We start from the raw sequence: 14,579 nt of genomic DNA on the forward strand, positions 1-14,579 counted from the left end.
GCCGAAGGCGGCGGCATCGACACCGTGCGCAGCACCGTCACCCGCACGCTCGGCGCCAACATCGAGAACCTCACGATGATCGGCAATGCCACCAACGGGACCGGCAACGAGCTGAACAACGTGATCATCGGCAACTCGAGCAACAACACCATCAACGGGGCCGGCGGCGACGACCGGCTCGAGGGCGCCGGCGGCAACGACACGCTCAATGTCAGCCTCGGCAACGACACGATCGTCGTGGCAGCCGGCTTCGGTGCCGACCGCGTCATAGGCTTCGACGCCGAAGGCGATACGGCCGCCCTGCAGGACTTGATCGATCTGCGCAGCTTCGCCGCCATCACCCCGGACACCTTCGAGGGCAACGTGAGCTTCGCGCTGGCCGCCAACGGCCTCGATACCGTCGTCACCGTCGCCGACGGCGGCACGATCACGCTGGCCGGCATCGCCCCGGCCAATGTGAGCATCGCCGACTTCATCGTCAATGGCGGCGCCGGGGTCCCGCCCCCGCCCCCGCCTCCGCCGCCGCCACCGCCGCCACCGCCCCCACCTCCGGACGGAAGCACGGTCTTCAGCGACACGAGCTACACCCTGGCCACTGGCGAAGGGCCCAATCTCACCCTGACCGGCACCGCCGACATCAACGGCACCGGCAACTCTGTCGACAACATCATCACCGGCAACAGCGGCAACAACGTGCTGGACGGACGCAACGGCATCGACACCATGATCGGCGGGCTCGGTGACGACACCTACTTCGTCAACACGGCCGGCGACGTGACCACCGAGACGACGGCCGAAGGCGGCGGCATCGACACCGTGCGCAGCACCGTCACCCGCACGCTCGGCGCCAACATCGAGAACCTCACGATGATCGGCAATGCCACCAACGGGACCGGCAACGAGCTGAACAACGTGATCACCGGCAACTCGAGCAACAACGCAATCAGCGGGGCCGGCGGCGACGACCGGCTCGAGGGCGCCGGCGGCAACGACACGCTCAATGTCAGCCTCGGCAACGACGTCCTCGTGTTCAGGGCACCGGGTTTCGGCGACGACCGGGTGATCGGCTTCGACGCCGAAGGGGGAGACGCGGCCACGCAAGACCTGATCGACTTTTCGGCCTACACAGGCGCGTCGGATATCACCATCGAGAGCTTCGCGAGCCGGGTGTCCATCACCGACGCCGGTGCCGACACCTTGATCACGATGCTGGGAACGGAGGATTCGATCCTGCTGGTCGGGCTTGCCGACCACGAGACGGTCTCCCTCACCGGCGGCGATTTCATTCTGGGCTGAACCAAGCGAAAAGCGGCCAGCGGTGCGCGGCGTTGCAAGCGACGCGCACCGCATGTCCGATCAAGGAGGAATGAAATGAAATCCCTGTGGAGCGAACTGCGCCCCATGCTGGCCGGCATGGCGGCGTTCTCGTTCGTCATCAACCTGCTGTTTCTGGTGCCTGCGATCTTCATGCTGCAGGTGTTCGACCGAGTGATTCCGAGCAACAGCCAGGACACGCTCGTGGTGTTGCTGGTGGGCACCGTCGGGGCGCTCCTCATCCTGCTGGTGCTCGACTACGTCCGCAACCGGCTGCAGAACGTGCTGGGCGGCCTGGTCGACGAACGGCTTTCGCCGCCCGTCGTGCAGGCCATCGTCGTCCAGTCGGCTCGCAGGCCGCACGCCGCACAGGCAGAAGGCCTGCGCGACATTTCCGCGCTGCGCGCCGTGTTCATGACCAACGGCCTCATCGCGCTGTTCGACGCACCGTGGGTCGTCTTCTACGTGATGGTGATCTGGGCTTTCCACCCGCTGCTCGGCATCGGCGCGGCCGTCGCGGCGGTGTGCATGCTGATGCTGGCCTGGCTCAACGACCTGCTCAGCCGCGGTCCGCTCGAGGCGCTGCAAAAGGACAGCCGGCGCGCCTCGCAGTACCTCGACAGCTCCCTGCGCAATGCCGAGGTGCTGCAAGCACTCGGCATGACGCAGCGGCTCCTCGCTCGCTGGCAACACGCGCAGGACCGGCTGGCCGCCCTGCAGACCGCCGCTGGCCGCAGCACGGTGGCCTTTGCCGCCGGGACGCGCTTCATGCGCCAGGCGATCCAGATCCTCATGCTCGGCTTGGGCGCCTGGCTGGTCCTGACCGGACGCGCCTCGCCCGGCGTGATGATCGCCACGACCATCCTGCTTAGCCGCGCCGTGCAACCGATCGAGCAGCTCGTGTCGACCTGGCGCACGCTGACCGAAGGCAGGGCCGCCTACCGGCGCCTGGCGGAGCTCTCGAAGCAGTTCGAGCCCGAGGCGCCGCACGTCACGCTGCCCTGCCCCGAGGGCCGGCTGGTCGTCGACATGGCCTCCTATCGCGTCGCCGGCACGGACCAGGTGGTGCTGTTCAACGTCGCGGTGAGTTTGGAAGCCGGCGAAGCGGTCGCCGTGGTCGGCCCGAGCGCGGCCGGCAAATCGACGCTGGCCCGCTTGATCACCGGCGTGTGGCGCCCGACCAGCGGCAGTGTGCGGCTCGACGGTGCCGACGTAGCCACCTGGCCGCGAGAAGACCTGGGCCCGCTGATCGGCTATGTGCCGCAGGACGTCGAGCTGTTCGACGGCACGGTGGCCGACAACATTGCGCGGCTGGGCGAGATCGACTCCGAGGCCGTGATCGCGGCAGCGCGGCGCGCCAACGTGCACGACATGATCCTGACGCTGCCGCAGGCCTACGAAACGCAAGTGGGCGAGCAGGGCCTGCGCCTTTCGCCCGGCCAGCGCCAACGCATCGCGCTGGCCCGTGCGCTGTACGGCAACCCGCGGCTGGTTGTGCTGGATGAGCCGAACTCCAACCTCGACGGCGCCGGCGAAATCGCGCTGGCGCACGCCCTCGGCGCGCTGCGCCGCGAGGGTGTGACCTCGGTGGTCGTGACGCACCGGCCGTCGCTGATCGCGCATGTCGACAAGATCCTCGTGCTCGAGGCCGGCCGCGTGAAGCGGTTCGGACCGGCCGGCGAGGTGATGAAGACGATGCAGCGCGAAGCGCAGGTTGCCGTGGCCGAACAGGCCGCCTGATCTATCGACAACGGGAAGACTCTCCATGACCGCCGCCATCCACAGCTTGCCCGTCCCCTTTCGCCCTCGCAGCAACAGCGAGCACGCGCGCAGACTGCGCCGCGCCGGCCTGGCCATCGTCTGCGGCGCCGTGCTGCCGATCGGCGCCTGGCTTGCGCTGGCCCCGCTGTCGATGGCGGTGGTGGCGCCCGCGTTCGTGAAGGTCGACCTCAACCGGCGACCGGTGCAGCACCTGGAGGGCGGCATCGTCCGCTCGGTGCTGGTGCGCGACGGGCAGCGCGTCAAGGCCGGCGACCCGGTGCTGGTGCTGGGCGATGTGGGCGTCGACGCCGACCGCAACCGCCTGCGCCTGCGCCTGCACGTCGAGCAGGCCACCTTCGCCCGGCTGGTGGCGGAGCAAACCTTCGCGCGGACGCCGGATTTCGGCGACGAGCTGCTTGCTGCGGCGACAGAGGACGTCCGCGTCGCCCGGGTCGTCGAGAAGGAACAGACGCTGTTCGACGCACGGCGCCATTCGCTGCTGAGCGAAAGGGCTCTGCTGGTCACGCAGCGGCTGCGGGTGCAGTCGGAGATCGGTGCCTTGCACGCGCAGATCGGGAAGGCGCAGACTTCGCTCGCCCTCCAGCAGCGCGATCTCGAGCGCAGCCAAGGTCTGCTCGCGGAGGGCTTCATCTCGCAAACCCGGGTCGGGCAGGCGGAGGCCACCGTCGCCGATTACGCCTCGCAGCTCGAGGAGCGACGCTCGGAGCTAGCCCGGGCTCAGCAACGGCTGGTCGACAGCGACCTCAAGATGCAGTCGGCACGCAACCAGTACACGCAGGCAGCGAGCGACCAGTTGCAGACGGTGTCGGCGCGGCTCGGCGAACTCGAGCAGGAACTGCGCAAGACCGAGGACGCCGCCACCCGTCAGGTGGTCACGGCGCCAGCCAGCGGCGACGTGATCGACCTCAAGTTCTCCTCGCCCGGCGCGGTGGTCAGACCGGGCGAGTCGATCGCCGAGATCGTGCCGATCGACACTCAACTCGTGATCGAGGCGCGGATCTCGCCGCAGGAGTTGAACAACGTCGAGCACGGTCAGCCAGCGCGCATCAAGTTCACCGCCTTCAAGCACCGCAACATGCCCATGGTGACGGGCCGGGTGACCTACGTTTCGGCCGACCGGCTCACCGACAAGACCGATGGCGCGCCCTACTACAGCGTGACCATTGCCGCCGATGCCGAATCGGTCGGTGCGGTCGCCGACCTCAAGCTGCAGGCAGGCATGCCGGCCGAGGTGTACATCCAGGGCATACAGCAAACGCCCTTCCAGTACCTGGCCGAGCCGATCACCTCGACGCTGCGCAAGGCGGCACGCCAGATGTAGCGACCTCGTCGCCGGGCAGCCGAGGTAAAGGGCGGCCCGTGAAGCAAACGGCGCTCCCGCGCATCGGCGCCCGATGACGAAATCAACCGGCGTTCAGCGCCTGTATGAATCTGTACCGACCCCCTTATTCGAAGGGTGCAGAGACACGGGACGCGGCTTGAAGCGGCGTTAATTTGTTCCATGATGAAAGCTTGGTGAGCTAGTATTTCGTAGCCGCGCAGTGAGTGAACGTCGATGGCCCGTTGCTGCGGTGTAGTGGCCCCTCGAGCGCCGCACCGCGACAGCATCGACAGTCCAACATTGGGCAGTGCCATGCGCGCGACCACGGCATTCAAGATCGCAACCTATCTGACGCTGGGCGTCATCGGCGCCCTGTTCGTCACGATGAGCATGCTGACCTTGCGCATGGTCAAGGGCGTCGAACAGCACTCCACCGACATCGACCGGGCGTATGCCGCCATCGTCGAGACGTCGCAACTCGCCACCGAGCTGGCAGAGATTCAGCGCGACGAATGCCACGCGCCCTGGCCGAGAGCGCCAATCGGCCATGCCTTCGCACCTGTCGGCTCGAGCCCCGCCCTGGCTGCGAACGCTCAGGGCAGCGCGCAGGGCCGCGCGTCAGGACCGCAGTGGCGTGCAGAGCTTCAGTGCCTGGATCAACTGGTCAGAACGCTGAGGCCCGACGAGCCGAAGCCGGTTGCCCTGGCGGCCCAGCAGCTGACTGTCTTGCCCGCGGCAATTGCGGGCCTCGCCGATCGGGCGCCAACCATCGGCGAGCTCACCAACCTGATCGACGGCATGGTGCAACGGCAGACTCTCGACGTCGAGCGCGGGAAGGCGGCTGAAACCGCCGGCTTTCGGCACCTGCACGACGATGCGGTACTGATCGGTGTCATCGCCACGGTGTCCGGGCTGCTGCTGCTGGGGCTGATCCGCCGAAGCTTCGCCGCCCAGGACGAGGTGGCCGGCAAGCTGGCTTTCACCAATGAGCATCTCGAACGTTCGGTGCGCGAGCGCACCGAAGAGCTGCAGGCGGCCAACGAAGCGCTGAGCCAGCATTCGGCACGCATCGAGGCGGCCCGGGAGGAGGAAAGGCTGCGCATCGCCCGCGACGTTCACGACGAACTCGGCTCGACGCTTACGGCGCTCAAGCTCGAGTTGTCCGGAACGCTCGGCAGCGGGCCGATCGACGGCGTTCACAAGCCGTGGTCGCGCCGGGCCGCCACCGACATGGTGGATTCGGCGCTGAAGTCCGTGCAGGCCGTGATCGCGGCGTTGCGGCCCTTCCCGCTCGAACAGCTCGGCTTGTTGGAAGCGCTGCGCTGGAAGGCCCGGCAGTTCGAGCAGCTCACGCTCACGCCCTGCCGTCTGGTGCTAGCCGACGGGCTGCCCGGCATTTCGGCCGCAGCGTCGACCGCGGCGTTTCGGATCGTCGAAGAGGCGCTGACGAACGTGGCGCGCCATGCCGGTGCCCGCAAGGTCAAACTCTTCGTGCGCGTGGAAGACGGCCGGCTCGTCATCGAGGTGTCCGACGACGGCCGCGGCATCGCCAACGCCGAGTTGCTCGATCCGTGCTCGTTCGGCCTGCTGAGCATGCGTGAACGCGCCCGCTCGGTGGGCGGCGAGGTTTCAATCGCTGCGCCCGCCGGTCGCGGCACGACGGTGCGCTTGTCCTTGCCGCCAGCCTAGCCCGAGGGAGCATGAGCCGGCTCAGGCTGCTGATCGCCGACGACCACGCGATCCTTCGTTTCGGCTTGCGGCGCCTGCTCGGCGAGATGGCCGAGGTCGAAGCGATCGGCGAGGCGGAGAACGGCGCGCGCGTGGCGCAGTTGCTCCGCGAGGAGCACTGGGACGTGCTGGTGCTCGACCTGGACATGCCGGGCCAGAACGTGCTCGACGTGCTCAAGCGCGCCAAGCTCGACCACCCCGACCTCTCCGTGCTCATCCTCAGCATGTTCCCGGAGGAGCAGTTCGCCATGCGCGCACTGAAGGCCGGGGCCGCGGGCTATCTCAACAAGCAAAGCGCACCGGAGCAGCTGATCACGGCCGTTCGCCTGGTCGCCAATGGCGGCACCTACATCAGTGCCGCGCTGGCGGGGGCGCTGGCTCGCAATCTGAGCGCCAAGCCGCTGGACACGATCAACGAAGTTTTGTCGGACCGGGAGTTCACGGTGCTGCGCGGCATTGCCAACGGGCACACGGTCTCGCAGATCGCCCAGACGCTGAACCTGAGCGCCAAGACCGTCAGCACCTACCGCACGCGCCTGTTGACGAAGCTGGGGGTGCGCAGCAATGTGGAACTGGCGCGCTACGCCGCCGAGCACAGTCTTGTGAAGTGAACCGGCGCGAGGCCGAAGGCCGCGCTGCACAGAGCCGCTTTAGTTCCCGAAAGCGCCGGACAGTTTTGCGCCCCACGGTGCAGTGATTTCCCGGCCGCCCGGCTACGATGGGTGCGTCGCCTACGAGGGCGAACTCCAGATCGTGGTTGCCAGGCGTGCCCGCACTGTGGCGCCGGCTTGTCAAGCCATGCATCTCCGGCCACACGCCGACGATGCGACCACGATGGAGCCCTGCCGCGCGACCCGAGCTTGTGCTCAATGGACGCGCCGAGGCTTCGACGGCTCTTGCCCCATCGACACGGATTTCGACGCGGCGCGCCCCACCCTGCGCACCACCGTCTCCGGATACGAACGCCAGATTTACCGCTGGCCGACACGCTCTTCCCTAAAAGCCGGTTGCGCATCGAGGTTTCGATGGACGAGCGTTCCCGTGCGCGTCAACATCGTCGGCTGAAGATTTCCCGAAAACACATCTGCAGGAGACGAAAAGGCATGGCTTCCGACATCGACATCGCCCAGGCGGCAACCCTCGAACGCATCACGAAGGTCGCGAGCGAAAAGCTCGGCATCGCCGATGAGCACCTGGAACCCTACGGCCACTACAAGGCCAAGCTCTCGCTCGACTATGTCGACTCGTTGAAGGACAAGCCCAACGGCAAGCTGATCCTCGTCACCGCCATCAGCCCCACGCCGGCCGGCGAAGGCAAGACCACCACCACGGTGGGCCTGGGCGACGCGCTCAACCGCATCGGCAAGAAGGCGCTGTGCTGCCTGCGCGAGCCTTCGCTCGGGCCCGTGTTCGGCATGAAGGGCGGCGCGGCGGGCGGGGGCTACGCGCAGGTGGTGCCGATGGAAGACATCAACCTGCACTTCACCGGCGACTTCAACGCCATTCAGCTCGCCAACAACCTGCTGGCCGCCCTGCTGGACAACCACATCCACCACGGCAACGAACTCGACATCGACGTGCGCCGCATCGCCTGGAAGCGCGTGCTCGACATGAACGACCGCGCGCTGCGCGACATAACGTGCTCGCTCGGCGGCCCCGGCAACGGCTATCCGCGCGAAGACGGCTTCGACATCGTGGTTGCCTCGGAGGTGATGGCGATCTTCTGCCTGGCCACTTCGCTCAAAGATCTGAAGCAGCGCCTGGGCAACATCGTCGTCGGATACACCAAGGCGCAAAAGCCGGTGACCGCGCGCGACCTCAAGGCGCACGGCGCGATGGCGGTGCTGCTCAAGGACGCCCTCAAGCCCAACCTCGTGCAGACGCTGGAGAACAACCCCGCCATCCTGCACGGCGGCCCCTTCGCCAACATCGCGCACGGCTGCAATTCCGTGATCGCCACGCAGACGGGCCTGAAGCTCGCCGACTACGTGGTCACAGAAGCCGGCTTCGGCGCCGACCTGGGGGCCGAGAAGTTCATCGACATCAAGTGCCGCAAGTCGGGCCTGCGGCCGGACGTGGTGGTGATCGTCGCCACCATCCGCGCCCTCAAGTACCACGGCGGCGTGGACGTGAAGGAACTGAACACCGAGAACCTCGGGGCGCTCGAGAAAGGTGTGGCCAACCTGGAGAAGCACGTCTTCAACATCCGCGAGCACTACGGCCTGCCCTGCGTGGTGGCGATCAACAACTTCACCTTCGACACGCCCGCTGAGCTGAAACTGCTGCAGGACCGCATGGCCAAGCACGATGCGCCGGTGATCGTCGCGCGGCACTGGGCCGAGGGCGGCAAGGGCGCCGAGGACGTGGCCCGCAAGGTGGTGGAGATTCTCGACAAGCAGCAAGGCGGCTCGACCTGCAAGTTCGTCTACGAAGAGTCGGCCACCTTGATGGAGAAGGTGACCGCCATTGCCACCAAGATCTACGGTGCCGCCGGCGTGAGCGCGGAAGCCAAGGTCGCGACCCAGATCAAGAAGCTGCAGGAAGACGGCTACGGCCATTACCCGGTGTGCGTGGCGAAGACGCAGTACTCCTTCTCCACCAACGCCACCGCACGCGGTGCGCCGACCGGCCACACCCTGAACATCCGCGAAGTGCGGCTGGCGGCCGGCGCCGAGTTCATCGTCATGGTGTGCGGCGACATCATGACCATGCCGGGCCTGCCCAAGGTGCCCTCGGCCGAGAAGATTGATCTCGATGACAACGGCAAGGTCGTCGGACTGTTCTGAAAGACAAATGGAGACGGTCACTTTGCTCCCTCTCCCTCTCTCCCCAGAGGGGAGAGGAGCCAAGCCAGATTCCACCGTTTTCAGCGAGTCACTTGTGCTTCCAGAAACCTATATCCGCCGATCTTTCAGGAATAGACTGAGGCAAAGCCGCTGAAGTAACGGCAACGTCAAACATATAAGAGGAGACAAGATGTTCGATCCCCGCCAACTGGTTTCAGACCGCGACCCGGCCCTGTGGAAGGCCATGCAGCAAGAGCTGCAGCGCCAGGAAGACCACGTCGAGCTGATCGCGTCGGAGAACTACGTCAGCCCCGGCGTGCTCGCCATCCAGGGCTCCGTACTCACGAACAAGTACGCCGAGGGCTACCCCGGCAAGCGCTACTACGGCGGCTGCGAGTTCGTCGATGTGGCCGAGCAACTGGCCATCGACCGCGTCAAGGCGCTGTTCGGCGCGGAGTACGCCAACGTGCAGCCGCACTCCGGCTCGCAGGCCAATGCGGGCGTGTACATGGCCATGCTCAAGCCGGGCGACACGATTCTGGGCATGTCGCTCGCGCACGGCGGCCACCTCACGCACGGCGCCTCGGTCAACTTCAGCGGCAAGCTCTACAAGTCGGTGTCCTACGGCCTCGAGCCGGAGAACGAGACCATCGACTACGCGCAGGTCGAAGCGCTCGCCCAGGAGCACAAGCCGAAGATGATCATCGCGGGGGCGTCGGCCTACTCGCGCGTGATCGACTGGCAGCGCTTTCGCGACATTGCCGACGGTGTGGGTGCCTACCTGCTGGTCGACATGGCGCACTACGCCGGCCTGATCGCGGCCGGCGAATACCCGAGCCCGGTTGGCATCGCCCACTTCGTCACCTCGACCACGCACAAGACGCTGCGCGGCCCGCGCGGCGGCGTCATCCTTTCGAGCGCCGAGTTCGAGAAGCCGCTCAACTCGATGATCTTCCCCGGCATCCAGGGCGGCCCGCTCATGCACGTGATCGCCGCCAAGGCCTATGCCTTCTTCGAGGCCGCGCAACCCGATTTCAAGACCTATCAGCAACAGGTCAAGGCCAATGCCAAGGCGATGGCCGCCACGCTCACCGAGCGCGGCCTGCGCATCGTCTCGGGCGGCACCGACAGCCATTTGTTCCTGCTCGACCTTCGCGCCAAGAAGATCACCGGCAAGGCGGCGGAAGCCGTGCTCGGCCGCGCGCACATGACGGTCAACAAGAATGCGATCCCCAACGATCCGGAAAAGCCGTTCGTCACCAGCGGCATCCGCATCGGCACGCCTGCGCTCACGACGCGCGGGTTCGGGGTGGCAGAAGCGTCGCAGATCGCCACGCTGATGGCCGACGTGCTGGAGGCCCCCGAAGACGATGCGGTCATCACCCGCGTCGCCGGCGAGGTTCAGGAGCTTTGCGCGCGGCTGCCGGTCTACGGGCCGACGCAGCACAGCTGAAAGCTCGAACCAGCGTCACGCTTATTCCGATCCAGGTCGCGCCGCGCTTCACGCGCCGCGACCCATCAACCGAATCACTTTTCAGAGGAGCTCATCATGGCCGGTCGTAATTTCCTTTTCGTCCCCGGACCCACCAACGTCCCCGAGCGCGTTCAGCGCGCGATGGTCGTCTCGATGGAAGACCACCGCTCGTCCAAGTTTCCGGACCTCACCCGCGCGGTGCTCGCCGACCTGAAGAAGATCTTCAAGACCGAGGCCGGCACGCCGGTGATCTTTCCCTCGACGGGCACAGGCGGCTGGGAAGCCGCGCTGACCAACACGCTCTCGCCCGGCGATCTGGTGCTCGCCTCGCGCTTCGGTCAGTTCAGCCATCTGTGGATCGACATGGTCACGCGCCTGGGCTTCCAGGTCGAAGTGGTCGATTGCGAATGGGGCGAAGGCGTGCCGATCGAGAAGTACGCCGAGATCCTGGCCAAGGACAAGGAGCACAAGATCAAGGCGGTGCTTGCCACGCACAACGAAACCGCCACGGGCGTGACCAGCGACATCGCCGCGCTTCGCAAGGCCATGGACGGCGCCAAGCACCCTGCCCTGCTGATGGTCGACTCCGTCAGCGGCCTGGGCTGCATCGACTTCCGCATGGACGAATGGGGTGTCGACGCCTGCGTCGCCGGTTCGCAAAAGGGCCTCATGCTGCCGGCCGGCCTGGGCATCGTGTGCATGAGCCCCAAGGCGCTGAAGGCGCGCGAAACGTCGAAGCAGCCGCGCTGCTTCTTCGACATGGGCGACATGATCCGCTCCAACGAAACCGGCTACTTCCCCTACACGCCTTCCCTGCCCCTGCTCTACGGCTTGCGCGAAGCGCTGACCATGCTGATGGAAGAAGGCCTGGAGAACATCTTCGCCCGCCACGCCTACCTGGCCAACGGCGTGCGCGCTGCGGTGACCGAAGGCTGGGAGCTGAAGCTCTGCGCCAAGGACCCGAAGTGGTACTCCGACACCGTCTCGGCCATCATGGTCCCCGAGGGCATCAACGGTGCGCACGTGATCGACGTGGCCTTCCGCCGCTACAACCTCTCGCTGGGCGCGGGCCTGTCCAAGGTGGCCGGCAAGCTGTTCCGCATCGGCCACATGGGCGATCTGAACGAGCTGATGGTGCTCGGCGCCATTGCCGGCTCGGAGATGGCCATGATGGACGTGGGCATCAAGATCGAGCCGGGCAGCGGCGTGGCCGCGGCGCAGCGCTACTGGCGCAGCAACGACATGATCCCCAAGCGCAAGGTCGCGCGCAGCGAAGTGGTGTACGCCTCGCAATCGACGGGATCGAACGAAGGCGCTCGGTGAGCCGCAAGACATCAGTGATCGCCGCGAACGCGACGGCCACGCCGAGGCCCGTCGCGGGCCTCGGCGGTAGTTCGCGCAACGAAGCAAACGAGGAGCAGTCATGAGTCATTCGGTCGTTTTCCTGGACCGCGATTCGCTCAAGGCGAAGGTGCGCAAGCTCAACTTCGACAGTGCCTACACCGAGCACGCGAAGACCTCGGCCGATGAAGTGGTCGCCAAGCTGAAGGGTGCCTCCGTCGCGATCACCAACAAGGTGCCGCTGCGCGAGGAAGCGCTCGCGCAACTGCCCGACCTGAAGATGATTGCCGTGGCTGCCACCGGCTACGACGTGGTGGACGTAGCAGCTTGCAAGAAGCGTGGCATCGCGGTGGCCAACATCCGCAACTACGCCGTGCACACGGTGCCGGAGCATGCCTTCGCGCTCATCCTCGCCCTGCGCCGCAACATCATTGCCTACCGGCAGGATGTGGAAAACGGCGTGTGGCAAAAGAGCGATCAGTTCTGCTTCTTCACCCACGACATCGGCGATCTGTTCGGCGCGACGCTGGGCATCATCGGCGAGGGCGCGCTCGGCCAGGGCACCGCCAAGATCGCGCGCGGCTTCGGCATGAAGGTGCTGTTCGCCGATCACGCGCCGCCCAAGATGGAGGGCGTGGAGTTCACGCCGATGGATCAGGTGCTGGCCGAGTCGGACGTGATCTCCCTGCACTGCCCGCTCACCCCGGACACGAAGAACATCATCGGCATCGAGCAGTTTCGCAAGATGAAGCGCAATGCGCTGCTCATCAACACGGCGCGTGGCGGGCTGGTCGATGAAGCTGCACTGATCCAGGCGCTCGAAGAAGGCCTGATCGCCGGCGCCGGCTTCGATGTGCTGACCACCGAGCCGCCGAAGAACGGCCACCCGCTGCTCGACGTGCGGCGGTCCAACTTCATCCTCACGCCGCACGTGGCCTGGGCGTCGGACGGGGCGATGCAGTTTCTGGCCGATCAGTTGATCGACAACATCGAACTTTGGGTCGCCGGCAAGCCGCAGCACCTCGTGACCTGAATCAAGCCCTTCCCGGTATTACTCCCTCTCCCAGAGGGAGAGAGGGCAAGAAGAAGAATCCTTTTGCAGACAGAGATGAGGAAGGAGACAAGACGATGAAGAAGCTTCTCTACCAACTCGACACCGACCTGCACCCCTCGGTGTTCGACAACGTCGTCTCCTACGACGGCGGCGCCGATCACGTCTCGGCCTACGGCGGCGTGACGCCCGACAACGTCGGCCCGCTGGTCGAAGGCACCATCTTCACGCGCTCTCCCAAGGACAAGAAGTTCACCGCCATCACGGTCGGCGGCAGCAGCATGGCCGAGGGCGAGCTGCTCTTCCAAGCGGTGAAAAAGAAGTTCTTCTCCAACTTCCGCGTCTCCGTCATGCTCGACAGCAACGGCTCCAACACCACCGCCGCCGCCGGTGTGGCGTGGCTGGCGCATGGCCGCTCGCTGAAAGGCAAGCGCGCGGTGGTGCTGGCCGGCACCGGGCCGGTCGGCCAGCGCGCCGCGGTGATGCTCGCCCGCGAAGGCTGCCAAGTGACGATCACCTCGCGCAGTGCCGAGCGCGCGCAGGCCGCGGCGCAGGCGATCCAGCAGCGCTTCAAGATAGAAGTAGCCACGGCGGTTGCGGCCGACAACGAGGCGCGCGCAAAGGCGATAGAAGGCGCGCAGATCGTCTTTGCCACGGGCGCGGCCGGCGTGCAGTTGCTCGAGGAGCGGCACTGGGAAAGCAACGCCACGCTCGAGCTGCTGTCCGATGCCAACGCGACGCCCACGCTCGGCATCGAAGGCATCGACATGATGGACAAGGGCAAGGAGCGCCACGGCAAAACCGTCTTCGGCGCCATCGGCTTCGGGGCGCTGAAGATCAGTTTGCAGCGGGCCTGCATTGCGAAGCTATTCGAGCAGAACGATCTGATGCTCGATGCCGAAGAGATCTATGCCATTGCAAAGCCGATGGTGGAGAAATGAACTCGGACCAGAAGCACTCTCGGTATTGCCCCCTCTCCCTCTGGGAGAGGGTTGGGGTGAGGGCCCGGCCGGAACGCCCCTCACCCCAGCCCTCTCCCCAAAGGGGCGAGGGAGCAATACAAGCCGGACTGTTGGCATGACCCGCACCATGACGTTCAAGTAACTTTCGCCAGGGCTCAACCATGATCACCGACCTCTCCACCGAAGCCTTCCTCGACGCCCTCGCCAGCGGCAACGCCACGCCCGGCGGCGGCAGCGCTGCGGCCGTCATGGGCGCGATGGCTGCCGCGCTCGTGAGCATGGTGTGCAACTTGACCATCGGCAAAAAGGGCTATGAAAGCGCCGAAGCCGAGATGAAGTCGGTGCTCGGCGAAGCCGAGGCCTTGCGCGCGCGCTTGCTCGAGATGGTTCCGCAAGACATCGCCGCCTTCGACTGGCTCATGGCCGGCTACAAGCTGCCCAAGGGAACCGATGCTGAAAAGGCCGCGCGCAGCGCCGCCATCCAGAAGGGCCTGCAGGGTGCAACGCAAGTGCCGCTCGACTGCGCCGTGGCCTGCGCCGAGGTGTTGCGTCTGACGGCCCGCTCCGTCGAAGTGGGCAATGTCAACGTCATCAGCGACGTGGGCGTGGGTGTGCTGGCCGGCTGGGCCGCCCTGCGCAGCGCTGCGCTCAACGTGCACATCAATGCACCGCAGATCAAGGACCGCGAGTTCGCCGAAAGCAGACTCGCGCAACTCGAACAGCTGCTCGCCGAATGCGGGCCGCTGACCGAACAGGTGCACGCAAAAGTGCACGGCAAGCTGGGCTGACGACAGCCCGATCCACCGCGCATTGCCGTCAC

Annotated in this window: 10 protein-coding genes and 2 pseudogenes; all 12 read left to right on the forward strand. The window is 66.1% G+C overall.

Annotated elements, in window-relative coordinates; translation table 11 throughout:
• A pseudogene (locus H0W40_RS02890) lies at positions 1-1,296 on the forward strand (hypothetical protein); the annotation flags it as partial.
• A gap of 75 nt (positions 1,297-1,371) precedes the next feature.
• Positions 1,372-3,054, forward strand: a complete 1,683-nt coding sequence (locus H0W40_RS02895; RefSeq protein ID WP_292443011.1) for a type I secretion system permease/ATPase — start codon at positions 1,372-1,374, stop codon at positions 3,052-3,054.
• A gap of 25 nt (positions 3,055-3,079) precedes the next feature.
• Positions 3,080-4,417 (forward strand): HlyD family type I secretion periplasmic adaptor subunit, encoded by a 1,338-nt coding sequence (locus H0W40_RS02900; RefSeq protein WP_292443013.1) that lies wholly within the window; start codon positions 3,080-3,082, stop codon positions 4,415-4,417.
• Positions 4,418-4,729: 312 nt separating this feature from the next.
• Positions 4,730-6,106 (forward strand): sensor histidine kinase, encoded by a 1,377-nt coding sequence (locus tag H0W40_RS02905; RefSeq protein ID WP_292443014.1) that lies wholly within the window; start codon positions 4,730-4,732, stop codon positions 6,104-6,106.
• A gap of 11 nt (positions 6,107-6,117) precedes the next feature.
• Positions 6,118-6,756 (forward strand): response regulator transcription factor, encoded by a 639-nt coding sequence (locus tag H0W40_RS02910; protein ID WP_292443016.1) that lies wholly within the window; start codon positions 6,118-6,120, stop codon positions 6,754-6,756.
• Between the two features lie 55 nt (positions 6,757-6,811).
• Positions 6,812-7,210, forward strand: a pseudogene (locus H0W40_RS19990) (fumarylacetoacetate hydrolase family protein); the annotation flags it as partial.
• Positions 7,211-7,248: 38 nt separating this feature from the next.
• On the forward strand, positions 7,249-8,931 hold the full coding sequence (locus tag H0W40_RS02915; protein WP_292443018.1) for a formate--tetrahydrofolate ligase: 1,683 nt from the start codon (positions 7,249-7,251) through the stop codon (positions 8,929-8,931).
• 190 nt (positions 8,932-9,121) lie between these two features.
• A complete protein-coding gene (glyA, locus tag H0W40_RS02920) occupies positions 9,122-10,384 on the forward strand; it encodes a serine hydroxymethyltransferase (protein ID WP_292443019.1) in 1,263 nt (420 codons plus the stop codon).
• A 96-nt stretch (positions 10,385-10,480) separates the two neighbouring features.
• Positions 10,481-11,728: an aminotransferase class V-fold PLP-dependent enzyme gene (locus tag H0W40_RS02925; protein ID WP_292443021.1), complete on the forward strand. Its 1,248-nt coding sequence runs from the start codon at positions 10,481-10,483 to the stop codon at positions 11,726-11,728.
• A gap of 100 nt (positions 11,729-11,828) precedes the next feature.
• A complete protein-coding gene (locus H0W40_RS02930) occupies positions 11,829-12,779 on the forward strand; it encodes a D-2-hydroxyacid dehydrogenase (RefSeq protein ID WP_292443022.1) in 951 nt (316 codons plus the stop codon).
• A gap of 95 nt (positions 12,780-12,874) precedes the next feature.
• Complete coding sequence (locus H0W40_RS02935; protein ID WP_292443024.1) at positions 12,875-13,738, forward strand: NADP-dependent methylenetetrahydromethanopterin/methylenetetrahydrofolate dehydrogenase; 864 nt, start codon at positions 12,875-12,877, stop codon at positions 13,736-13,738.
• Positions 13,739-13,920: 182 nt separating this feature from the next.
• Complete coding sequence (gene fchA, locus H0W40_RS02940) at positions 13,921-14,547, forward strand: methenyltetrahydrofolate cyclohydrolase (RefSeq protein ID WP_292443025.1); 627 nt, start codon at positions 13,921-13,923, stop codon at positions 14,545-14,547.
• Positions 14,548-14,579 lie beyond the last annotated feature (32 nt).

It is taken from the genome of Methylibium sp. (assembly GCF_013817345.1).
Taxonomy (GTDB): Bacteria; Pseudomonadota; Gammaproteobacteria; order Burkholderiales; family Burkholderiaceae_C; genus Methylibium.